The organism is Streptomyces caelestis (genome assembly GCF_014205255.1).
In the GTDB taxonomy this organism is placed as follows: Bacteria; Actinomycetota; Actinomycetes; order Streptomycetales; family Streptomycetaceae; genus Streptomyces; species Streptomyces caelestis.
This window is the reverse complement of sequence record NZ_JACHNE010000001.1, coordinates 4,840,382-4,862,239: the sequence shown is the minus strand read 5'-3', so window position 1 is coordinate 4,862,239 and position 21,858 is coordinate 4,840,382. Positions and strand designations below refer to the sequence as shown.

Genomic DNA, 21,858 nt, shown 5'->3' with positions numbered 1-21,858 from the left:
TCGCACGAGACCGAGAAGGAATTAGTGCGACAAGCCGATCACATGGCCACTTCACCCTTCAGCGTGATTTATTCGCCCATTTGCCCGTAAAGTCTATGCCCTCCCTTTACTCTGCATTACGATCCGTTTACCGAGCGTTGATTCATCCCGCCGATTCACACCCGTGACCACGGCCGCGACCGGCCCCCGCCCCGAGCGGGAAGCCCCCGTTACGCGACCGCGCAGCCCCGGAGGAGACGGGAAAAACATGTCAGCCTGCGTCCCCACCCGTGCCGCCGATCCGAACCGGACCGAACGCACCCATCCACCCCACAGCCCGCCACCGGGCGGCCCCCGCCGCTTCCGGATCGCGGGTGCCGACATGTCGGCCTCGATCGCGGTCTTCCTGATCGCCCTGCCCCTGTCCTTGGGCATCGCCCTCGCCACCGGCGCACCGCTCCAGGCCGGCCTCGTCGCCGCCGCCGTGGGCGGGCTCGTCGCCGGACGGCTCGGCGGCTCCCCGCTCCAGGTGAGCGGACCGGCCGCCGGACTCACCGTCGTCACCGCTGATCTCATCCAGCGCTACGGCTGGCGGACGACCTGCGCCATCACCGTCCTCGCCGGCCTCGCCCAACTCGGCCTGGGCTGCCTGCGCGTGGCCCGTGGCGCCCTCGCCGTCAGCCCCGCCATCGTGCACGGCATGCTCGCCGGGATCGGCGTCACCATCGCCGTCGCCCAGCTGCACATCGTGCTCGGCGGCACACCGCAGAGCTCCGTCCCGGACAACCTCCGCGCCCTGCCCGCCCAGTTGGCGGACATGCGCCCCGCGGCCGTGTCGGTGAGCGCGCTGACCCTGGCGCTGCTGCTGCTCTGGCCGAGACTGCCCGGCCGGGCCGGACGCCTGTTGCGCAAGGTCCCGGCCGCGCTCGTCGCCGTCGCCGGAGCCAGCGCGGCCGCCGCCCTCGCCGGGCTGCGCCTGCCCAAGGTCGACCTGCCGTCCTGGAGCAACCACGCCCTGGCCGGACTGCCCGAGGGCCCCGTGCTCGGCCTCCTCGCCGCGGTGCTCACCACCACGCTGGTGTGCAGTGTGCAGTCACTGCTCGGCGCGGTCGCCGTGGACAAGCTGGTGGCCGGCCGCCCGGACCTGCCCGCCCGTGTCCGGCGCTCCGACCTCGACCGCGAACTGCTCGGGCAGGGCGCCGCCAACATCGTCTCCGGCTCGCTCGGCGGACTGCCCATCGCGGGCGTGGCCGTGCGGACTTCGGCGAATGTGCACGCGGGCGCGGTGAGCCGGAACTCCACGATGCTGCACGGCGTTCTCGTAGTGATCGCCACGCTGCTGATGGTCCCGATCCTGGAGCTCATCCCGCTCGCCTCGCTCGCCGCCCTGGTGATGGCCGTCGGCATCCAGATGGTGTCCCTGCACCACATCCGCACGGTGACGCGCCACCGAGAAGTGTGGGTCTACGCCGTCACGACCCTCGGCGTGGTGTCCCTCGGCGTCCTGCAGGGCGTGGCGCTGGGGATCGCCATGGCCGTCGGCGTCGCCCTGCAACGCCTCACCCGCACCCGCATCACGCACGAAGAGACGGAAGGAGTCCATCACGTACACGTCAGAGGACAGTTGACGTTCCTCGCGGTGCCACGGCTCAGCCGGGCCCTGCATCGCGTACCCCCCGGCGCCGACACCGTCGTCGAGCTGGACGGGTCGTTCATGGACCACGCGGCGTACGAGACGTTGCAGGACTGGCAGAAGACGCACACCGCGCAGGGCGGCACCGTCGAGATCACCGGCCGGCATCCCGGCACCCGCATCTCCGAGCCCCAGGCCGTCACCGGCTGCCGCTGCCGGCCCTGGACGCCCTGGCGCAACCACCAGTGCGAGCGCCCTCAGTCCGCTCCCCCTTCCCGCAACACCCCGGACGGGACGGAGCGCACCGAGCCGGACCCGACAGGCACCGGCGGCACCAGTGGGCACGAACTGGCGCGTGGCATCAGCGCGTTCCAGCGCAACACGGCGCCCCTGGTGCGCAGCGAGCTGGCCCGGCTGGCGCGTGAGGGGCAGCGGCCGTCGCAGCTCTTCCTCACCTGCGCCGACTCACGACTGGTCACATCGATGATCACCTCCAGTGGTCCGGGCGACCTGTTCGTCGTGCGCAACGTGGGCAACCTCGTCCCACGACCGGGCGAGGAGAGCGGCGACGACTCGGTGGCGGCCGCGATCGAGTACGCCGTGGACGTGCTGCGGGTGCGGTCCATCACGGTGTGCGGGCACTCGGGCTGCGGCGCCATGCAGGCGCTGCTCAACTCCGAGCCCGGCGGCGCCCGGACACCGCTGAAGCGGTGGCTGCGGCACGGGTTGCCGAGCCTGGAGCGCATGGCCGACGACAGCCGGCCGGGGGGCAGGCTGGCCGGGCGGGCGCCCGGGGACGCGGTCGAGCAGCTCTCCCTGACCAACGTGGTCCAGCAGCTGGAGCACCTGCGCGCCCACGACTCGGTGGCCCGGGCCCTCGACGAGGGCTCCCTGGAGCTGCACGGGATGTACTTCCACGTGGGGGAGGCCGAGGCCTACCTGCTCACCGAGACGGACGACGGCGTCGTCTTCGACCGCGTACGCGAGGCGGACCTCACGGTGTGAGCCCGGGACGACGTGCGCCCGGCATGCGCGCGGGGCCGGTGGACCCGGACGGCCCCATCGGCCCCATCGCACCGACGGCCCACGGCCCCGACGGCCGCGGGCCACACACCCCACCGCACGCGCGCCACGTCCCGCCCCGCCTCGCATCGCCCCATGGGTGACGCGCGTTACACAGGCTGAACCTTCCCTGGTCGGCGTCCGTGGGTACGGATGACGCCGGCTGCCGACACCACCGCCCGACAGGTCTAAACCAATTGGCGGTCGGCCCTTGTCACCGCACCCCCGGGTCTGATGAGCTGTGGCCTGGGACACAACGGACACCCTGGGAAAGGCAGATGCCGTGAGCAACGAAAGCCTGGCCAACCTGCTCAAGGAAGAGCGCAGGTTCGCACCCCCCGCCGACCTGGCCGCCAACGCCAACGTCACCGCGGAGGCGTATGAACAGGCCAAGGCTGACAGGCTCGGCTTCTGGGCCGAGCAGGCCCGTCGGCTGACCTGGGCCAAGGAGCCCACCGAGACCCTCGACTGGTCGAACCCGCCGTTCGCCAAGTGGTTCAAGGACGGCGAGCTCAACGTCGCCTACAACTGCGTCGACCGGCACGTGGAGGCCGGGCACGGTGACCGGGTAGCGATCCACTTCGAGGGCGAGCCCGGCGACGGCCGTGCCATCACCTACGCCGAGCTCAAGGACGAGGTCTCCAAGGCCGCCAACGCCCTGCTGGAACTGGGAGTTCAGGCCGGCGACCGGGTCGCCGTCTACATGCCGATGATCCCCGAGACGGCGATCGCGATGCTGGCCTGCGCCCGCATCGGCGCCGCGCACTCCGTCGTCTTCGGCGGTTTCTCCTCGGACGCGCTCGCCACCCGCATCCAGGACGCCGACGCGCGCGTGGTCATCACCTCCGACGGCGGCTACCGGCGCGGCAAGCCGTCCGCGCTGAAGCCGGCCGTGGACGAGGCGGTCGAGAAGGCGGGCAACGTGGAGCACGTCCTGGTCGTGCGCCGCACGGGCCAGGAGGTCGCCTTCACCGAGGGCCGCGACGTGTGGTGGCACGACATCGTGCAGCGGCAGAGCGCCGAGCACATCCCGCAGGCGTTCAACGCCGAGCACCCGCTGTTCATCCTCTACACCTCGGGCACCACGGGTAAGCCGAAGGGCATCCTGCACACCTCCGGCGGCTACCTCACGCAGACCGCCTACACCCACCACGCCGTCTTCGACCTCAAGCCGGAGACGGACGTCTACTGGTGCACCGCCGACGTCGGCTGGGTCACCGGTCACTCGTACATCGTCTACGGCCCGCTCGCGAACGGCGCGACACAGGTCATGTACGAGGGCACGCCCGACACCCCGCACCAGGGCCGCTTCTGGGAGATCGTCCAGAAGTACGGCGTGACGATCCTCTACACCGCGCCGACCGCGATCCGTACGTTCATGAAGTGGGGCGACGACATCCCCGCCAAGTTCGACCTGTCCAGCCTGCGGGTGCTGGGCTCGGTGGGCGAGCCGATCAACCCCGAGGCATGGATCTGGTACCGCAAGAACATCGGCGGCGACCGCACCCCGGTCGTGGACACCTGGTGGCAGACCGAGACCGGCGCGATGATGATCACCCCGTTGCCGGGCGTGACCGCGACCAAGCCCGGCTCCGCGCAGACGCCGCTGCCCGGCATCTCCGCGACAGTCGTCGACGACGAGGCGGGCGAGGTGCCCAACGGCGGTGGCGGCTACCTGGTGCTGACCGAGCCGTGGCCGTCGATGCTGCGCACCATCTGGGGCGACGACCAGCGGTTCATCGACACGTACTGGTCGCGCTTCGAGGGCAAGTACTTCGCCGGTGACGGCGCCAAGAAGGACGACGACGGCGACATCTGGCTGCTCGGCCGGGTCGACGACGTCATGCTCGTCTCCGGGCACAACATCTCCACCACCGAGGTCGAGTCCGCGCTCGTCTCCCACCCCTCGGTCGCCGAGGCGGCCGTGGTCGGCGCGGCGGACGAGACGACCGGGCAGGCGATCGTCGCCTTCGTGATCCTGCGCGGCACGGCCTCCGAGACCGAGACCCTGGTCGACGAGCTGCGCGCCCACGTCGGCACCGCCCTCGGCCCGATCGCCAAGCCCAAGCGGATCCTGCCGGTGGCCGAGCTGCCCAAGACCCGCTCCGGCAAGATCATGCGGCGTCTGCTGCGGGACGTCGCCGAGAACCGCCAGCTCGGTGACGTCACCACGCTGACCGACTCCACGGTCATGGACCTGATCCAGGCCAAGCTCCCGGCCGCGCCCAGCGAGGACTGATCACCGCTCAGGCATAGCGCTGCGGACGAAGGGGCACCCGGTGGTCGGACGCCGAGTGCCCCTTCGGGCGCCCTGGTGGTGATCACCGGGGTGCGTTCGGCCCCATGTTTACCTAGGATGTTTACCTAGCTAAGAAAAACAACTGCTTCATGGTGCGCCGGGAAGTCTGGTCGGCATGTGTTCAGCCCTGCCCACCGACCGGAGGTCTCCCACGTGACCGCGCCCCGCCCCTCCACCCCCCGCAAGGTTCTCGACCGGCTCTCCCTCCCCGAGCGGACGTTCGTGGCGGACGCGCTGCGCACCGAGACCGTCGGCGGGGTGCTGCTGCTCGCCGCCGCGGTCACCGCGTTGCTCTGGGCGAACATCCCCGCGCTGCGCGACAGCTACGAGAGCGTCTCCCACTTCCACTTCGGCCCCGCCGCCCTCGGCCTGGACCTGTCGGTCGCGCACTGGGCCGCCGACGGGCTGCTGGCGGTCTTCTTCTTCGTCGCCGGGGTCGAACTCAAACGCGAGCTCGTCGCGGGCGACCTGCGCGACCCCAAGGCCGCCGCGCTGCCGGTCGTCGCCGCGCTGTGCGGAATGGCCGTACCGGCGCTCGTCTACGTCCTCACCAACGTCACCGGCGGCGGTTCCCTGGCCGGCTGGGCCGTGCCCACCGCCACCGACATCGCCTTCGCGCTCGCCGTGCTCGCGGTCATCGGCACGTCCCTGCCGAGCGCGCTGCGGGCCTTCCTGCTCACCCTCGCCGTCGTCGACGACCTCTTCGCGATCCTGATCATCGCGGTGTTCTTCACCGACGACCTGAACTTCGCCGCGCTCGGCGGCGCCGTCGCGGGTCTGGCCCTCTTCTGGCTGCTGCTGCGCAAGGGCGCACGCGGCTGGTACGTGTACGTGCCGCTCGCGCTGGTCGTCTGGGCGCTGATGTACAACAGCGGCATCCACGCCACCATCGCCGGTGTCGCCATGGGCCTCATGCTGCGCTGCCACCGCCACGAGGACGAGGCCCACTCCCCCGGTGAACACATCGAGCACCTGGTGCGGCCCCTGTCGGCAGGGCTGGCCGTACCGCTGTTCGCGCTCTTCAGCGCGGGCGTCTCCGTGTCCGGCGGCGCGCTCGTCAACGTGTTCACCAAGCCGGAGACCCTCGGTGTCGTCCTCGGGCTGGTGCTCGGCAAGACGCTCGGCATCTTCGGCGGGACATGGCTGACGGCCCGTTTCACCCGGGCCTCGCTCAGCGAGGATCTCGCCTGGGGGGACGTGTTCGCGGTGGCGAGTCTCGCCGGCATCGGCTTCACCGTCTCGCTGCTCATCGGTGACCTCGCCTTTGAGGGCGACCAGACGATGACCGGCGAGGTCAAGGCCGCCGTGCTGCTGGGCTCGCTCATCGCCGCGACACTCGCGACGGTCCTGCTGAAGATCCGCAACGCCAAGTACCGCCGCCTGTGGGAGGCCGAGGAACGCGACGAGGACCTCGACGGCATCCCGGACATCTACGAGGAGGACGACCCGGCGTACCACCTGCGGCTGGCCGATGTCTACGAACGCAAGGCCGCCGAACACCGCCGGATCGCCCAGGAGAAGGCAGTCGCGCGGCACGGGCTTGCCGAAGTACCGGGCGGGGCAGGCGATGACCACCACCGTCCGGCATGATCTGACGGGACGGTACAAAGGACGGGACCGTACGCAGTCAGGCCGTACGCAGTCGGACGACTGTGGCCGGTCAGGCAAAGACGCGGACATCGGACCGTACGCAGAAGAGGGAGACCGCGATGAGCGCACCCGACGGCAGCCCGGTCGGCGCCGAACGCACCATCGGCCAGCTGTTCGCCTCGGCGACGGCGGAAATGTCGGCACTGGTGCACGACGAGATCGCGCTGGCGAAGGCGCAGCTCAAGCAGGACGTGAAGCGCGGCGCGACCAGCGGCGGCGCCTTCTCGATGGCGGGGGCGGTACTGCTGTTCTCCCTGCCGATGCTGAACTTCGCGCTGGCGTACGGCATCCGCACCTGGAGCGACTGGAACCTCGCGATCTGCTTCCTGCTGTCCTTCGCGGCGAACGTACTGGTCGCGGTCGTGCTCGCGCTGATCGGCGTGGTCTTCGCGAAGAAGGCCAAGAAGAGCAAGGGCCCGCAGAAGGTCGCCGCCTCCATGAAGGAGACCGCGGGCGTCCTGCAGAAGGCCAAGCCGCACCCGCGTCCGGAGCTTGCGAAGGACCGGGTCCCCGAGGTCATCGACGTTGTGGCACGCTCGTCGTCATGACCGACCCCGCCACTCCCCCGGCACAACCGGCCTCGGCCGTGCTGCTGGACGGCCCCTGGAACCATCGCGACGTCGCCGCCAACGGCGCCCGCTTCCACATCGCCGAGCTGGGCGACGGGCCGCTGGTGCTGCTGCTGCACGGCTTCCCGCAGTTCTGGTGGACCTGGCGGCACCAGTTGGTGGCGCTCGCCGACGCGGGCTTCCGGGCCGTCGCCATGGACCTGCGGGGCGTCGGGGGCAGCGACCGTACACCGCGCGGTTACGACCCCGCCAACCTCGCGCTCGACGTCACCGGCGTCATCCGCTCGCTCGGCGAGCCGGACGCCGCGCTGGTCGGCCACGACCTGGGCGGATACCTCGCGTGGACGGCCGCCGCGATGCGCCCCAAGCTGGTGCGGCGGCTGGCGGTGGAGTCCATGCCGCATCCGCGGCGCTGGCGCTCGGCCATGCTGCGAGACGTCAAGCAGACCCGCGCCGGCTCACACATCTGGGGGTTCCAGCGGCCCTGGATCCCGGAGCGGCAGCTCACCGCCGACGACGGGGAGCTCGTGGCCCGGCTGATCCAGGACTGGTCCGGGCCGCGCCCGCCGGAGGAAGAGGCGCTCCAGACGTACCGCCGCGCGATGTGCATCCCCTCCGCGGCGCACTGCGCGGTCGAGCCGTACCGCTGGATGGTGCGCTCCCTGGCCCGCCCGGACGGCATCCAGTTCAACCGCCGTATGAAGCGGCCCGTGCGCGTGCCGACGCTCCATCTGCACGGCTCGCTCGACCCCGTGATGCGCACGCGCAGCGCGGCCGGATCCGGCGAGTACGTCGAAGCCCCCTATCGCTGGCGCCTGTTCGACGGCCTCGGCCACTTCCCGCACGAGGAGGACCCGGTCGCGTTCTCCTCGGAGCTCATCAACTGGCTGAAGGATCCGGAACCCGATCGGTGACCGCGTGACCGCGGCCGGCGCCCGCACGTGAACGCTTGTCCTACGAACGGCCAATTGCCTGGCGCATAGGCCAATTGGGCGCCCCGGGGGCGGTTATCGACCATGAGGCGGGGGCACACGTCGGGGTATGGGCTGGACGCACGACTACAGTGACGCAAGCCGCAATCGCCGCTCGGCGGGCGGTGCGAACCCCCACCAGCGAAGCGGCGCACCGCAGATGGCGACCGCGGATCCCAGGGTCGGGATTCCGCGCATCCTCCGCCGCCGGGCCCGCTGGGTCTCCGTACGTCTGCGCCACACACGCGACTGAGGCGTCACCCTCGCGAGTGACGCCCCGACGCTGCCGTTTCCCAGCCGTTCCTGGCTAGAGCGCGCAGCTGTCGCTGCCCACCTGCCGGTTCGCGGTGCGCCCCTTGGTGATGTCCTCCTGGATCTCGTCCACGGTCAGCGCGTAACCCGTCTCGGCGTCGTCGAGGGACTTGGCGAAGACGACGCCGTTGACCCTGCCGTCGGGGGTGAGCAGCGGGCCGCCGGAGTTGCCCTGGCGGACGGTCGCGTAGAGGGAGTAGACGTCGCGGCGGACCGTGCCGCGGTGGTAGATGTCCGGGCCGTTGGCCGTGATGCGGCCACGCACGCGTGCGGCACGCACGTCGTACGCCCCGTTCTCCGGGAAGCCCGCGACGATCGCGCCGTCGCCGCTGCCCGCGTCGTCGGTGGTGAACCGCAGCGCGGGCGCCTTGAGGTCCGGCACGTCCAGTACGGCGATGTCGCGCCGCCAGTCGTAGAGCACGACCGTGGCGTCGTACTTCTTGCCCTCGCCGCCTATCTGCACGGTCGGCTCGTCGACGCCGCCCACCACGTGCGCGTTGGTCATGACACGGCGGTCGGAGAAGACGAAGCCGGTGCCCTCCAGGACCTTGCCGCAGCTCGGGGCCGTGCCCATGACCTTGACGATGGAGCGCTGGGCGCGGGTCGCCACCGGGCTGTTGGCCAGGGCCGGGTCCGGCGGCTGGACGTCGGTGATCGGCTCGTTCGCGAACGGGCTGAACACCTGCGGGAAGCCGTTCTGCGCGAGGACCGAGGAGAAGTCGGCGAACCAGGTGGCGGCCTGGTCCGGCAGCGCCTGGGAGACGCCGAGCAGCACCTTGGAGTTGCGGACCTCCTTGCCGAGCGTCGGCAGGGTGGTGCCCGCGAGGGCCGAGCCGATCAGCCAGGCGACCAGGAGCATCGCCACGACGTTGACCAGGGCACCGCCGGTGGCGTCCAGGGCCCTGGCGGGGGACCAGGTGATGTGCCGGCGCAGCTTGTTGCCGAGGTGGGTGGTGAGGGCCTGGCCGACGGAGGCGCAGACGATGACGACGACGACCGCGACGACGGCCGCTGTCGTGTTCACCTCGGCGTTGTCCGTGATCGCGTCCCAGATGACGGGCAGCGCGTAGACCGCGACGAGACCGCCTCCCAGGAAACCGATCACCGACAGGATGCCGACGACGAACCCCTGGCGGTACCCCACGACCGCGAACCACACGGCGGCGACCAGCAACAAGATGTCCAGCACGTTCACGGAGGCCACCCTGTCATGCGCGCCAGTCGAGCGGGACCTGCTTCTCGCGGTCCCAGGGCCGCTCCCAGCCCGAGTAGTGCAGCAGCCGGTCGATGATTCCGGCCGTGAAACCCCAGACAAGTGCCGATTCGACCAGAAATGCCGGACCTTGGTGGCCGCTGGGGTGGACGGCGGTGGCGCGGTTCGCGGGATCCGTGAGATCCGCCACGGGGACAGTGAAGACCCTGGCGGTTTCGTTCGGATCGACGACCCCGACCGGGCTGGGCTCACGCCACCAGCCCAGCACCGAGGTGACGACGAAGCCGCTGACCGGGATGTACAGCCGGGGCAGGACGCCGAAGAGCTGGACGCCGGAGGGGTCGAGGCCGGTCTCCTCCTCCGCCTCGCGCAGGGCAGCCCGCAGCGGGCCGTCGCCCCGCGGGTCGCCGTCCTCGGGGTCGAGGGCGCCGCCCGGGAAGGAGGGCTGGCCGGCGTGTGAGCGTAGGGAGTGCGCGCGCTCCATGAGCAGCAGCTCCGGTCCGCGCTCGCCCTCACCGAAGAGGATCAGCACGGCGGACTGCCGCCCGGCGCCGTCCTCCGGCGGCAGGAAGCGGCTCAGCTGCCGGGGCCGGACCGTCTCCACGGCGCGCACCACCGGGTCCAGCCAGCCGGGCAGGCCCTCCTTGCTCACTGTCACCGGCCCGCCCTGTGTGTCGCTCGCCCGTGTCATCGCCACCCCTGTCGTCCTGCCGCTTCCAACGCACGGTGGCCCTGAGATCGTTCCGCGAACGGCCGCGATCCCCTGATCGAGGGGCTCGTGGGGCAGCTCATCCGGCCCTCAGCGGCGGCGCCGGTTCGCCACCCGCGTCCAGGTAGGCCTGCGGGGGGTTCAGACGCTGGCCAGGGAAGCCGCCTTTCTCGTACTTGAGCAGCTTCTTCGCCTTCTCCGGGTCGGTCTCGCCCTCGCCGTACGCCGGGCAGAGCGGGGCGATGGGGCAGGCGCCGCAGGCGGGCTTGCGGGCGTGGCAGATACGGCGGCCGTGCCAGATCACGTGGTGCGAGAGGTCCGTCCAGTCGCTCTTCGGGAAGAGCGCGCCGACCGCGGCCTCGATCTTGTCCGGGTCGGTCTCGGCGGTCCACTGCCAGCGGCGCACCAGGCGCTGGAAGTGCGTGTCCACGGTGATGCCGGGCCGGCCGAAGGCGTTCCCGAGCACGACGAACGCCGTCTTGCGGCCCACGCCGGGCAGCTTGACCAGGTCCTCCAGCCGGCCGGGGACCTCGCCGCCGAAGTCCGCCACGAGGGCCCTGGACAGCCCTATGACCGACTTGGTCTTGGCCCGGAAGAAGCCGCACGGGCGGAGGATCTCCTCCACCTCCTCCGGGTTGGCGGCGGCCAGGTCCTCGGGAGTGGGGTACTTGGCGAAGAGGGCGGGGGTCGTCTGGTTGACGCGCAGGTCGGTCGTCTGGGCGGACAGGACCGTCGCGACCACGAGCTGGAAGGGGTTGGTGAAGTCCAGCTCGGGATGGGCGTACGGGTAGACCTCGGCGAGCTCGCGGTTGATACGGCGGGCCCGGCGGACCAGGGCGGTGCGGGACTCGCCACTCGGGGGGTGGACGACGGTCTTGGCCGGGGCGGCGCCCTTGATGCGGGCCGTGGCCTTCTTGGGGGCGACGGTGATCTTCTTGGCGGCGGGAGCCTTTTTCGCGGGCGCTGCCTTCTTCGCAGGCACGGCCTTCTTCGCGGAAGCGGTCTTCTTCGTGGAAGCAGTCTTCTTCACAGAGGCAGCTTTCTTCGCGGACGCGGCTTTCTTCACAGCCGCGGCCTGCATCGCAGATGCCTGCTCACTCGCGGCCCCGGCCCTGTTGGCAAGCGTCTTCTTCGCCGGCGCCGACTTTCCGGACGGCGCCGCCTCCCCTGTCGCTTTCGCCGTTTTGCTACCGCCATCGGGGCTCTGTTCGCCCACGGCGGAATCGCGACGTACAACCACCCGCGCAGCCCCCTCGGCCTGTGCTCTCACCGGCGATTTGGACACCCGGCCAGCCTAAGGCCCGGCACCGACATCCGCCCCGGACCCCGAAGATCGGCGCCCAATTGGACCCCTGCCGCGTACCCCGGGACACGTGTGCGGCATCCTTGTGACAGATCACACTGTTTGGACCGTCCGGCAAAATGGGCACCACGGTGCCTTGGTACGCGGGGGCAAACGCCCCTGAGCAGGTCGACAAGGAGAGAACTCGTGGACGACGTTCTGCGGCGCAATCCGCTCTTCGCGGCGCTCGACGACGAGCAGGCCGCGGAGCTCCGCGCCTCCATGAGTGAGGTGACCCTCGCGCGCGGCGACTCGCTGTTCCACGAGGGTGACCCCGGCGACCGCCTGTACGTGGTCACGGAGGGCAAGGTCAAGCTCCACCGCACGTCCCCCGACGGCCGCGAGAACATGCTGGCCGTGGTCGGCCCCGGCGAGCTCATCGGTGAGCTGTCGCTGTTCGACCCGGGCCCGCGCACCGCGACCGCCACGGCGCTGACCGAGGTCAAGCTGCTCGGCCTCGGCCACGGCGACCTCCAGCCCTGGCTGAACGCCCGCCCCGAGGTGGCCACGGCGCTCCTGCGCGCCGTCGCGCGCCGGCTGCGCAAGACCAACGACGCGATGTCCGACCTCGTCTTCTCGGACGTCCCGGGCCGCGTCGCCCGCGCCCTGCTGGACCTGTCCCGCCGGTTCGGCGTGCAGTCCGAGGAGGGCATCCACGTCGTCCACGACCTCACGCAGGAGGAGCTGGCCCAGCTGGTCGGCGCGTCCCGCGAGACGGTCAACAAGGCGCTGGCGGACTTCGCCCAGCGCGGCTGGCTGCGCCTGGAGGCCCGCGCGGTGATCCTCCTGGACGTGGAACGCCTCGCCAAGCGCTCGCGCTGACGCGCACGCACCCCTGGCCGTACGTTCTCGGGCCCTGTCCCCTCACGGGGCGGGGCCCGACGTCGTACGCGCACGAGAAACGAGCCGCCCCGGCATCCCCCGTCACGGCACAGTGGCCTCATGGCCAAAACCGTTCACCGCCCCGGACTCGACGCCCACGGCTTCCTCGCCCGGGAGGGCTCCCTCGCGCGCGTGCCCGACGCCTTCCGTCCGGTGGTCGCCGCGGCCGGGGAACGGCTGGCGGACGTGTTCGGGGCGCGGCTGCACAGCGCGTACCTCTACGGGTCGATCCCGCGCGGCACCGCGCGCGTGGGGCGCAGCGATCTCGACCTGCTGCTCGCCCTGCGTGAGGAGCCGACCGGCGCGGACCGGCACGAGGCCCGTGCCCTCGGCGCGGCTCTGGACGAGGAGTTCGAGCAGCTCGACGGACACGGGACGCTGCTGTTCAGCCGGGCGCGGCTGCTGAGCGACCTGGAGCGGCACGACCTGGGCTGGTTCGTCGCCTGTCTGTGCACACCGCTGCTGGGCGAGGACCTCGCCGCGCACCTGCCGCGCTACCGCCCCGACACGCTCCTGGCCCGGGAGACCAACGGCGACCTGGCCCTGCTTCTCCCGCGCTGGCGCCGGCGGATCGCCGAGGCCGACGACACCGACGAGGCCCGCCGTCCCCTTGTCCGCTTCATGTCCCGGCACCTCGTGCGTACGGCCTTCACCCTGATCATGCCCCGCTGGAACGGCTGGACCAGCGATCTGCGGGAGATGGCCGAGGCGTTCGCCGGGTATTACCCCGAGCGGGCCGGACAGGTGCGGGCCGCGGCCGTCCTGGGCCGTGAGCCGACGGGTGACCCCGCCGTCCTGGCGTCGTACGCCGACGACCTGGGGCCATGGCTCGCCGGCGAGTACGCGCGCGTGCACGGCGTCAAAGCGCCGCGTCCGTGAGGGGCCCTAGATGAGCCCGTGCTCCTCCAGGTAGTCCAACTGCGCCCGCACCGACAGTTCCGCCGCCGGCCACAGGGAGCGGTCGACGTCGGCGTAGACGTGGGCGACGACCTGTCCGGGGGTGCGGTAGCCGTCCTCGACGGCCGTTTCCACCTGGGCGAGGCGGTGAGCGCGGTGGGCGAGGTAGTACTCGACGACGCCCTGGGCGTCCTCCAGGACCGGTCCGTGGCCCGGCAGCACCGTGTGGACCCCGTCGTCGACCGTGAGGGACCTGAGGCGCCGCAGAGAGTCCAGGTAGTCGCCGAGCCGGCCGTCCGGGTGGGCCACGACCGTCGTACCGCGGCCCAGGATCGTGTCGCCGGTCAGGATCGCCCCGTCGGCGGGGAGATGGAAGGAGAGCGAGTCGGCGGTGTGACCGGGGGTGGGCACGACCCTCAGTTCCAGGCCGCCGGTGGTGATCACGTCTCCGGCGGCCAGGCCCTCGTCGCCCAGCCGCAGTGCCGGATCGAGCGCACGCACGCGCGTGCCGGTCAGTTCGGCGAACCGGGCGGCGCCCGCCGCGTGGTCGGGGTGACCGTGGGTCAGCAGGGTCAGGGCGACGCGCTTGCCGGCCCGCTCGGCCGTGGCGACGACATGGCGCAGGTGTCCCTCGTCGAGCGGACCCGGGTCGACCACCACGGCCAGGTCCGAGTCCGGCTCGGAGAGGATCCAGGTGTTCGTGCCGTCCAGGGTCATCGCCGACGGGTTGGGGGCCAGGACGTTGACGGCCCGCGCGGTGGCGGGCCCGGAGAGGACCCCGCCACGAGGCTGGCCGGGAAGGGCTGCTGCGTCCGTCATGCGGTGGCTCCACCGGTCGGGGCGGTCGGGATGTGTTTGGTGAACTCGTCGTGGCCCGGCCAGGAGAGCACGATCTCGCCGTCCACCAGGCGGGCGGTGGCCAGGACGGGCGTGAGATCCCGCCCCGGGGCGGCCGCGAGCGCCTGCGCTGCCGTCTCGTACGCCGTGAGCTGGCGCAGGGTCGCGATGGTCGGCGGCATCATCAGCAGCTCGCCCTTGTCGTACTCGGCCGCCGCCTCGCCCGGGGCGATCCACACCGTACGGTCCGCCTCCGTGGAGGCGTTACGGGTGCGCTGCCCCTCGGGAAGGGCGGCCACGAAGAACCAGGTGTCGTAGCGGCGGGCCTCGAACTCCGGGGTGATCCAGCGGGTCCAGGCGCCGAGCAGGTCGGAGCGCAGAACCAGGCCGCGGCGGTCCAGGAACTCCGCGAAGGACAGGTCCCGGGCGACCAGGGCGGCACGGTCGGCCTCCCAGCCGGCGCCGGTGGTGTCACCGACGACCGATTCGGGCGTCGGGCCGGCGAGCAGCACGCCCGCCTCCTCGTACGTCTCCCGCACGGCCGCGCAGACGATCGCCTGGGCCGCCCTCTCGTCGACGCCCAGCCGTTCCGCCCACCACGCGCGCGTGGGGCCCGCCCAGCGGACCTGGTGGTCGTCGTCCCGGGGGTCGACGCCGCCGCCCGGATACGCGTACGCGCCTCCGGCGAAGGCCATGGAGGCGCGTCTGCGCAGCATGTGGACGGCGGGGCCGGTGCCGGTGTCCTTCAGGAGCATGACGGTGGCCGCGCGCTTCGGGGTGACCGGGGTGAGGGTGCCGGCCGCGAGTGCGCGGATGCGGTCCAGCCACTCCGGGGGGTACCACTGACCGTTCGCCATGGGCGCGAGGCTATCCCGTGACGGGCGGATGTTCGAGTGGCGCTGGGGGCGGATTCCGCAGCTAGGGCCACCGAAAGGGTGCTAGGCGGACACCTCCCGGGCGAGCTCCACCTGGATCTCGACCTCCACCGGTGCGTCCAGCGGCAGCACTGCCACGCCCACCGCGCTGCGCGCGTGCACGCCCTTGTCGCCGAGGACCTCGCCGAGCAGCTCGCTGGCACCGTTCAGCACCGCGGGCTGGCCCGTGAAGTCCGAGGCCGAGGCCACGAAGCCCACGACCTTCACCACGCGCGCGATGCGGTCCAGGTCACCGGCGACGGACTTGACCGCGGCCAGGGCGTTCAGCGCGCACGTGCGCGCCAGCTCCTTGGCCTCCTCCGGGGTGACCTCCGCACCGACCTTGCCGGTGACCGGAAGCTTGCCCTCCACCATCGGCAGCTGCCCAGCGGTGTACACGTACGGCCCGGACTGCACGGCCGGCTGGTACGCGGCGAGCGGCGGGACCACGTCGGGCAGGGTCAGGCCGAGCTCGGCCAGCTTCGCCTCGACGGCGCTCATCACTGCTTCTCCCGCTTCAGGTAGGCCACGAGCTGCTCGGGGTTGTTCGGCCCGGGCACGACCTGGACGAGCTCCCAGCCGTCCTCGCCCCAGGTGTCCAGAATCTGCTTCGTGGCGTGGACGAGCAGCGGCACGGTTGCGTATTCCCACTTGGTCATGCGGCCGACTCTAGCCGCTGCCGGAAAGGGGTCATGCGGCCGACCACGCCCCTGGTCGTCAGCCCTCCACGGTGACGGTTGTCCACAGCCTCCCGCGTAGTCCGGGCACGGACTGGTTAGGCTCGAATACGTGAGCAGGCTCCAGGTCGTCAGCGGCAAGGGCGGTACCGGCAAGACCACGGTGGCCGCGGCCCTAGCGCTGGCCCTGGCCACGGAGGGGAAGCGGACGCTTCTCGTCGAGGTCGAGGGCCGCCAGGGCATCGCACAGCTCTTCGAAACGGAGGCGCTGCCTTATGAGGAACGGAAGATCGCCGTCGCTCCCGGGGGCGGGGAGGTGTACGCGCTTGCCATCGACCCCGAACTGGCCCTTCTGGACTACCTCCAGATGTTCTACAAGCTGGGCGGCGCCGGACGGGCTCTGAAGAAGCTCGGCGCGATCGACTTCGCCACTACCATCGCGCCCGGGCTGAGGGATGTCCTCCTCACCGGCAAGGCGTGCGAGGCGGTGCGCCGCAAGGAGCGCAGCGGGCGGTTCGCGTACGACTACGTCGTCATGGACGCCCCGCCCACCGGGCGCATCACGCGCTTCCTGAACGTCAACGACGAGGTCGCCGGCCTCGCCAAGATCGGCCCGATACACAATCAGGCCCAGGCCGTCATGCGGGTGCTCAAGTCGCCGGAGACGGCCGTGCATCTGGTGACGCTGCTGGAGGAGATGCCCGTCCAGGAAACGGTGGACGGCATCGCCGAGCTGCGGTCTGCGCGGCTGCCGGTGGGGCGGATCATCGTGAACATGGTGCGGCCGGAGGTGTTGGACGCGGCCGACCTGGAACTCGTCCGGACGGTCCCGCGTTCCACGGTTGCGCGGTCACTGTCGTCCGCCGGGCTCGGCGGGGCGAGGCGCGGCGGGCGCGCGGAGCGGCTGGTGGATCCGTTGCTCACGCAGGCCGAGGAGTACGCCGAGCGGTACACGCTGGAGCACGAGCAGCGTGCGGTGCTCGCCGAGCTGGGCCTGCCGCTGCACGAACTGCCGCTGTTCACCGAGGGCGTGGACCTGGCGGGGCTGTACGAGCTGGCCCGCGAGCTGCGCGAGCAGGGCGTGTCATGAGCCGGGCAGGCAGCGGTTCCAGGCACAGCACACAGGCAAGGCCCGTCATGAGTCGGAAGCAGGGGATGTCATGAGTCGTCCGGACCCGGCCCACACCCACGACCCGGCCCGCCACCACCTGTCCCCCACGCGCATGCTCGACATAGACCCGCTGCTGGAGGATCCGAAGACCCGCATCGTGGTGTGCTGCGGCTCGGGCGGGGTCGGCAAGACCACGACCGCCGCGGCCCTCGGCCTGCGCGCGGCCGAGCGGGGCCGGAAGGTCGTCGTCCTGACCATCGACCCGGCCCGCCGGCTCGCCCAGTCCATGGGCATCGACTCCCTCGACAACACCCCGCGCCGGGTGAAGGGCATCGACGACTCGGCGGGCGGCGAGCTGCACGCGATGATGCTCGACATGAAGCGCACCTTCGACGAGATCGTCGAGGCGCACGCGGACCCCGAGCGGGCCGCCGCGATCCTGGGCAACCCCTTCTACCAGTCGCTCTCGGCGGGCTTCGCGGGTACGCAGGAGTACATGGCGATGGAGAAGCTCGGGCAGCTGCGGGCCCGGGACGAGTGGGACCTGATCGTGGTCGACACTCCGCCGTCCCGCTCGGCGCTGGACTTCCTGGACGCGCCCAAGCGGCTCGGGTCGTTCCTGGACGGGCGGCTGATCCGGCTGCTGACCGCGCCGGCGAAGCTGGGCGGCCGCGCCGGGATGAAGTTCCTGAACGTCGGGATGTCGATGATGACCGGCACGCTGGGCAAACTGCTCGGCGGCCAGCTCCTCAAGGACGTCCAGACGTTCGTGTCCGCGATGGACACGACCTTCGGTGGGTTCCGCACCCGCGCCGACGCCACGTACAAGCTGCTCCAGGCGCCCGGCACGGCGTTCCTCGTGGTCGCGGCCCCGGAGCGGGACGCGCTGCGCGAGGCCGCGTACTTCGTGGAGCGGCTGGCCGCGGAGGACATGCCGCTCGCCGGACTGGTGCTCAACCGGGTCCACGGCAGCGCCGCCGACCGGCTGTCGGCCGAGCGGGCGCTCGCCGCCGCGGAAAATCTTGAAGAGCCCCGCATTGTGGATCAGGAGGGCGGGAAAGCAGTACTTCGTAACTCCCCCGACACGTATGACAGTTCAGACTCTCCCCCATCCGAAACACCAGCTCCGGCTTCTGACGGTGGCTCCCCCGCTGAGGACGCCGAGAACACCGAGCGGTCCGTCGACCAGCTCACGGCAGGCCTGCTGAGGCTGCACGCCGAACGTATGCAGTTGCTCTCCCGTGAGCAGCGCACGCGTGACCGCTTCACCGCGCTCCACCCCGAGGTGGCCGTGACGGAAGTGGGCGCGCTGCCCGGCGATGTGCACGACCTCGCGGGGCTGCGCGACATCGGCGACCGGCTCGCGGCGAACGAGCGCGAACTGCCCGAGACGGAGATGCCCGAGGCGGGCACCCGGCCTGAGGCGAGTGCCTAGGCGATTGCCTGAGTCCCTAGGCGAGTGCCTAGGCGGCGATTACCTGAGCGCCCGAGGCGGGGCCTGGGCACCACGCGGGTGCGTCTGAGCACCACGCGCGTGCGCCTGAGCACAAAGCGAGTGCCTGCGGGCGGCGTCCGGCGCTGCCGACGGGCCTGTCTCCGTGAGGGGCCTGAGCCCGGGCCTGAGCCCCGAGAAGCCCCGGAGGAGCCCCTCAGCTCACCGCCGCGTAGTTCTCGTAGACCTCGTCGTCGTCGAGAGGCAGGACACCCGTGCCGCGCTCGTACTCCGAGCGCGCGGTCTCCAGCAGCCGGCGCCAGGAGGTCACTGTGGGCCGCCTGCGCAGCAGTGCGCGGCGCTCCCTCTCCGTCATGCCTCCCCACACGCCGAACTCGACGCGGTTGTCCAGCGCGTCGGCCAGGCACTCCGTGCGCACCGGGCATCCGGTACACACCGCCTTGGCCCTGTTCTGCGCTGCTCCTTGAACGAACAGTTCATCCGGATCGGTAGTGCGGCAGGCCGCCTGCGCACTCCAGTCGACTACCCAGCCCATACCGGCGCCGTCCTCTCCCGAATCGAGGCTCCCCCACGGCGGCAGCGGCATATGCACCGCCGCCAGTTGAGGACGTTACGGAAGGTGGGCACGGCGCAACACCCCCAGCGGGCCCAATCTTGAATGGTCCGAACGGACTATGGGTAAGCGGCAGATCACCCGGGGGAGTGAGCTGGCGACATACGTAACCTTCCCGGCAAACCAGGACAGTTCAGCTACGTCACAACGGACGCCGTGTGACACACAAGGCGGATTCGGACACGACCCCATCAAAAAAGTTGGGGAACACCCGGAACGATTCGGGGTCGCCGGACGTATTGATACGTGACCTCAGCGCTGTGACAGTTGAGAGCAGCTTAGGCCAACGCCTGTACGCCTGTCCGGCGAATGAGAACGTAGGCTGCCCTCATGCCAAAGAAGCGCTCGGGCGGTGGTCTGTCACCCACGCAGCAGGCCGCCAAGTTCCTCGGTGTCAGTGTCCTCGCGGGAGCCGTGCTGGCCGGTATCGCGCTGCCCGCGGTGGGCGCGCTGGGGCTGGCGGCGAAGGGATCGGTCGAGAGCTTCGACGAGCTCCCGGCCAATATGAAGACCCCGCCCCTGAGCCAGCGGACCACGATCCTCGACGGCGACGGCGGCCAGATCGCCACGGTCTACTCGCGCGACCGCACGGTGGTCCCCCTCAAGAACATCTCGCCGTACATGCAGAAGGCGATCGTCGCGATCGAGGACTCGCGCTTCTACCAGCACGGCGCGGTCGACCTGAAGGGCGTGCTGCGCGCCCTCAACAAGAACGCGCGCAGCGGTGAGGTCGCCCAGGGCGCCTCGACCCTGACACAGCAGTATGTGAAGAACGTCTTCGTCGAGGAGGCCGGCGACGACCCGACGAAGGTCGCGCAGGCCACCCAGCAGACCATCGGCCGCAAGATCCGCGAACTGAAGTACGCGATCCAGGTCGAGGAGGAGCTCGGGAAGAAGAAGATCCTCGAGAACTACCTGAACATCACGTTCTTCGGCCAGCAGGCCTACGGCGTCGAGGCCGCGGCCCGGCGCTACTTCTCCAAGCCCGCCAAGGACCTGAACGTCCAGGAGGCGGCCCTCCTCGCCGGCATCGTCCAGTCGCCCAGCCGGTACGACCCGGTCAACGACGAGGCGGAGGCCACCAAGCGCCGCAACATCGTGCTCGGGCGCATGGCCGAGGTCGGCGACATCTCCCGGGCGCAGGCCGCGGAGGCGATGAAGGCGCCGCTGGGCCTGAAGGTCAGCAAGCCCAGGAACGGCTGCATCACGGCGTCCAAGGGCGCGGGCTTCTTCTGCGACTACGTGCGCGAGGTCTTCCTGAACGACCCGGTCTTCGGCAAGACCAAGGAGCAGCGGGCGAAGGTCTGGAACCAGGGCGGCCTCACCATCCGCACCACCATGGACCCGCAGGCCCAGAACGCGGCACAGCGGTCCATCAAGGACCACGTCTACAAGAGCGACGAGGTGGCCACCGCCGCCTCCATCGTCGAGCCCGGCACCGGCAAGATCCTCGCCATGGGCCAGTCGCGTCCGTACGGCTTCGGCAAGAACCAGACGCAGATCAACCTCTCCGTCGACCAGTCGATGGGCGGCGGCATGGGCTACCAGCCCGGTTCGACGTTCAAACCGATCGTGGCCGCCGCGGCCCTCGAGGACGGCATGCCGGCGAACAAGGTGTACTCCGCGCCGTACCAGATGGCGTATCCGAGCCCCGTCTCGGCCTGCGACGGCAAGACCTGGCGGAACAGCCGGACCAACCCCGCCAGGCTCGAGAACGAGAACGAGTCCGAGGTCGGCCCGTACGACATGAAGGAAGCGACCGCCAAGTCGGTCAACACCTACTACGTACAGATGATCAGCGACATCGGCATCTGCCCGGTCACGACGATGGCGAAGAAGATGGGCGTCGAGCGGGCCGACGGCCGCAAGATCGACCAGGCTCCGTCCATCGCCCTCGGCACCCAGGAGATGTCGCCGCTGACCATGGCGAACGCGTACGCGACCTTCGCCTCGCGCGGCATGTACTGCACGCCGGTCGCCATCGAGTCGGTCACCCAGCGCGTCGGCGACCAGACGAAGTCGCTCCAGGTCCCGAAGTCGACGTGCTCGCGTGCGATGTCGGAGAAGACCGCCGACACCGTCAACGAGCTGCTGAAGGGCGTCGTCGAGGACGGTACGGGCAAGAAGGCCGGCCTCGACAGCCGCCCCAGTGCCGGCAAGACCGGTACGACGGACGAGCGCTACGCGGCCTGGTTCGTGGGCTACACGCCGAACCTGGCCGGTGCCGTGTGGGTCGGCGACCCTGCACACAAGCGGAAGATGACCAACATCACCATCGGCGGCCGGCCGTACGACAAGGTCTTCGGCGGTGAGGTCCCCGGCCCGATCTGGGGCGACATGATGAACGGCGCCCTGGAGGGCAAGCCCGTCGAGAACTTCAACAGCGTCCACATCCCCGACGGCATCGACCGCGACCGGGACCAGGGTGACGGCGACGGTGGCGGTGACGGCCGCGACGACGGGGACAGCGGTGACGGCGGCAACGGCGGCTTCATCGGCGGCCTGGTCGGCGGCAACAACGGCGGAGGCGGCGACCCCGCGCCGACGCCTTCCTTCTCCATTCCCGAGGGCTTCTTCCGGGGCCAGGGCAACGGGGGCGGGAACGGGAACGGCGGGCGCTTCGGCTAGGCCGATGCGCGGTTGACGCCGGTTGGTGACAGTGACAGGCGGCCCCCTCATTCCCCCACGGGGAGAGGGGGCCGCCTGTTGTTCTGCCGATGGTCAGCCGGCGATCT

19 protein-coding genes are annotated in these 21,858 nt (G+C 70.8%); 11 read left to right on the top strand and 8 right to left on the bottom strand.

Annotated features, from left to right (window positions below):
- Positions 1-247 precede the first annotated feature (247 nt).
- From HDA41_RS22240 to HDA41_RS41435, 6 genes are all read left to right on the top strand, one after another.
- Positions 248-2,617 (top strand): bifunctional SulP family inorganic anion transporter/carbonic anhydrase, encoded by a 2,370-nt coding sequence (locus HDA41_RS22240; RefSeq protein ID WP_184986470.1) that lies wholly within the window; start codon positions 248-250, stop codon positions 2,615-2,617.
- 340 nt (positions 2,618-2,957) lie between these two features.
- Positions 2,958-4,913, top strand: coding sequence for an acetate--CoA ligase (acs, locus tag HDA41_RS22235; protein ID WP_184986468.1), 1,956 nt, complete (start codon positions 2,958-2,960; stop codon positions 4,911-4,913).
- Between the two features lie 213 nt (positions 4,914-5,126).
- Positions 5,127-6,563: a Na+/H+ antiporter NhaA gene (nhaA, locus tag HDA41_RS22230; protein WP_184986466.1), complete on the top strand. Its 1,437-nt coding sequence runs from the start codon at positions 5,127-5,129 to the stop codon at positions 6,561-6,563.
- Between the two features lie 119 nt (positions 6,564-6,682).
- Positions 6,683-7,171, top strand: a complete 489-nt coding sequence (locus HDA41_RS22225; protein ID WP_184986464.1) for a phage holin family protein — start codon at positions 6,683-6,685, stop codon at positions 7,169-7,171.
- Positions 7,168-8,106 (top strand): alpha/beta fold hydrolase, encoded by a 939-nt coding sequence (locus tag HDA41_RS22220; RefSeq protein ID WP_184986462.1) that lies wholly within the window; start codon positions 7,168-7,170, stop codon positions 8,104-8,106. The genes HDA41_RS22225 and HDA41_RS22220 overlap by 4 nt, the downstream gene beginning before the upstream one ends.
- A 127-nt stretch (positions 8,107-8,233) precedes the next feature.
- Positions 8,234-8,416 carry a hypothetical protein gene (locus HDA41_RS41435; protein WP_078602692.1) on the top strand — a complete coding sequence of 61 codons (183 nt, stop codon included), beginning with the start codon at positions 8,234-8,236 and terminating at the stop codon, positions 8,414-8,416.
- Positions 8,417-8,470: 54 nt separating this feature from the next.
- On the opposite strand, the gene HDA41_RS22215 is transcribed toward HDA41_RS41435, so the two are convergent.
- The 3 genes from HDA41_RS22215 to nth form a co-directional block, all read right to left on the bottom strand.
- Positions 8,471-9,670 carry a MarP family serine protease gene (locus tag HDA41_RS22215; protein WP_184986459.1) on the bottom strand — a complete coding sequence of 400 codons (1,200 nt, stop codon included), beginning with the start codon at positions 9,668-9,670 and terminating at the stop codon, positions 8,471-8,473.
- Between the two features lie 13 nt (positions 9,671-9,683).
- Complete coding sequence (locus HDA41_RS22210; protein ID WP_184993638.1) at positions 9,684-10,379, bottom strand: NUDIX hydrolase; 696 nt, start codon at positions 10,377-10,379, stop codon at positions 9,684-9,686.
- A 97-nt stretch (positions 10,380-10,476) separates the two neighbouring features.
- A complete protein-coding gene (gene nth, locus HDA41_RS22205) occupies positions 10,477-11,478 on the bottom strand; it encodes an endonuclease III (RefSeq protein ID WP_184986457.1) in 1,002 nt (333 codons plus the stop codon).
- A 408-nt stretch (positions 11,479-11,886) separates the two neighbouring features.
- Here nth and HDA41_RS22200 point away from each other — a divergent pair, with 408 nt between their 5' ends.
- Positions 11,887-12,561: a Crp/Fnr family transcriptional regulator gene (locus tag HDA41_RS22200; protein WP_010031945.1), complete on the top strand. Its 675-nt coding sequence runs from the start codon at positions 11,887-11,889 to the stop codon at positions 12,559-12,561.
- A gap of 120 nt (positions 12,562-12,681) precedes the next feature.
- Complete coding sequence (locus tag HDA41_RS22195; protein ID WP_184986455.1) at positions 12,682-13,500, top strand: nucleotidyltransferase domain-containing protein; 819 nt, start codon at positions 12,682-12,684, stop codon at positions 13,498-13,500.
- A 6-nt stretch (positions 13,501-13,506) separates the two neighbouring features.
- Here the strand turns inward: HDA41_RS22195 and HDA41_RS22190 are convergent, their stop codons facing one another.
- From HDA41_RS22190 to sp36, 4 genes are all read right to left on the bottom strand, one after another.
- Positions 13,507-14,337 (bottom strand): MBL fold metallo-hydrolase, encoded by an 831-nt coding sequence (locus HDA41_RS22190; RefSeq protein ID WP_184986453.1) that lies wholly within the window; start codon positions 14,335-14,337, stop codon positions 13,507-13,509.
- On the bottom strand, positions 14,334-15,212 hold the full coding sequence (locus HDA41_RS22185) for an NUDIX hydrolase (RefSeq protein WP_184986450.1): 879 nt from the start codon (positions 15,210-15,212) through the stop codon (positions 14,334-14,336). Before HDA41_RS22185 ends, HDA41_RS22190 begins: the two co-directional genes overlap by 4 nt.
- 81 nt (positions 15,213-15,293) lie before the next feature.
- Positions 15,294-15,770 (bottom strand): RidA family protein, encoded by a 477-nt coding sequence (locus tag HDA41_RS22180; protein ID WP_184986448.1) that lies wholly within the window; start codon positions 15,768-15,770, stop codon positions 15,294-15,296.
- A complete protein-coding gene (gene sp36 / locus HDA41_RS22175; RefSeq protein ID WP_003991873.1) occupies positions 15,770-15,928 on the bottom strand; it encodes a Sp36 family protein in 159 nt (52 codons plus the stop codon). Before sp36 ends, HDA41_RS22180 begins: the two co-directional genes overlap by 1 nt.
- Positions 15,929-16,058: 130 nt before the next feature.
- Here sp36 and bagA point away from each other — a divergent pair, with 130 nt between their 5' ends.
- Together bagA and bagB are read left to right on the top strand one after the other, a co-directional pair.
- Positions 16,059-17,036 (top strand): ATPase BagA, encoded by a 978-nt coding sequence (gene bagA, locus HDA41_RS22170; RefSeq protein WP_184986446.1) that lies wholly within the window; start codon positions 16,059-16,061, stop codon positions 17,034-17,036.
- A gap of 70 nt (positions 17,037-17,106) precedes the next feature.
- Entirely contained in the window at positions 17,107-18,492 is a 1,386-nt protein-coding gene (gene bagB / locus HDA41_RS22165; RefSeq protein WP_184986443.1) for an ATPase BagB, read from the top strand.
- Positions 18,493-18,706: 214 nt separating this feature from the next.
- Here the strand turns inward: bagB and wblA are convergent, their stop codons facing one another.
- The gene (gene wblA / locus HDA41_RS22160; RefSeq protein WP_184986441.1) at positions 18,707-19,045 is read right to left on the bottom strand and encodes a transcriptional regulator WblA; all 339 of its coding nucleotides are present in this window, start codon (positions 19,043-19,045) and stop codon (positions 18,707-18,709) included.
- Between the two features lie 408 nt (positions 19,046-19,453).
- Between wblA and HDA41_RS22155 the strand changes: the two genes are divergently transcribed.
- Positions 19,454-21,751, top strand: coding sequence for a transglycosylase domain-containing protein (locus tag HDA41_RS22155; RefSeq protein ID WP_184986439.1), 2,298 nt, complete (start codon positions 19,454-19,456; stop codon positions 21,749-21,751).
- Positions 21,752-21,858: the final 107 nt, after the last annotated feature.

What these genes read in the sequence shown, in the direction of transcription:
- HDA41_RS22185 (WP_184986450.1), bottom strand. Translation starts at nt 15,212, where the DNA reads ATGGCGAACGGTCAGTGGTACCCCCCGGAGTGGCTGGACCGCATCCGC.
- nth (WP_184986457.1), bottom strand. Translation starts at nt 11,478, where the DNA reads ATGCAGGCCGCGGCTGTGAAGAAAGCCGCGTCCGCGAAGAAAGCTGCC.
- HDA41_RS22190 (WP_184986453.1), bottom strand. Translation starts at nt 14,337, where the DNA reads ATGACGGACGCAGCAGCCCTTCCCGGCCAGCCTCGTGGCGGGGTCCTC.
- HDA41_RS22180 (WP_184986448.1), bottom strand. Translation starts at nt 15,770, where the DNA reads ATGAGCGCCGTCGAGGCGAAGCTGGCCGAGCTCGGCCTGACCCTGCCC.
- sp36 (WP_003991873.1), bottom strand. Translation starts at nt 15,928, where the DNA reads ATGACCAAGTGGGAATACGCAACCGTGCCGCTGCTCGTCCACGCCACG.
- HDA41_RS41435 (WP_078602692.1), top strand. Translation starts at nt 8,234, where the DNA reads ATGGGCTGGACGCACGACTACAGTGACGCAAGCCGCAATCGCCGCTCG.
- HDA41_RS22195 (WP_184986455.1), top strand. Translation starts at nt 12,682, where the DNA reads ATGGCCAAAACCGTTCACCGCCCCGGACTCGACGCCCACGGCTTCCTC.
- wblA (WP_184986441.1), bottom strand. Translation starts at nt 19,045, where the DNA reads ATGGGCTGGGTAGTCGACTGGAGTGCGCAGGCGGCCTGCCGCACTACC.
- HDA41_RS22210 (WP_184993638.1), bottom strand. Translation starts at nt 10,379, where the DNA reads ATGACACGGGCGAGCGACACACAGGGCGGGCCGGTGACAGTGAGCAAG.
- HDA41_RS22240 (WP_184986470.1), top strand. Translation starts at nt 248, where the DNA reads ATGTCAGCCTGCGTCCCCACCCGTGCCGCCGATCCGAACCGGACCGAA.
- HDA41_RS22220 (WP_184986462.1), top strand. Translation starts at nt 7,168, where the DNA reads ATGACCGACCCCGCCACTCCCCCGGCACAACCGGCCTCGGCCGTGCTG.
- bagB (WP_184986443.1), top strand. Translation starts at nt 17,107, where the DNA reads ATGAGTCGTCCGGACCCGGCCCACACCCACGACCCGGCCCGCCACCAC.
- HDA41_RS22155 (WP_184986439.1), top strand. Translation starts at nt 19,454, where the DNA reads ATGCCAAAGAAGCGCTCGGGCGGTGGTCTGTCACCCACGCAGCAGGCC.
- HDA41_RS22225 (WP_184986464.1), top strand. Translation starts at nt 6,683, where the DNA reads ATGAGCGCACCCGACGGCAGCCCGGTCGGCGCCGAACGCACCATCGGC.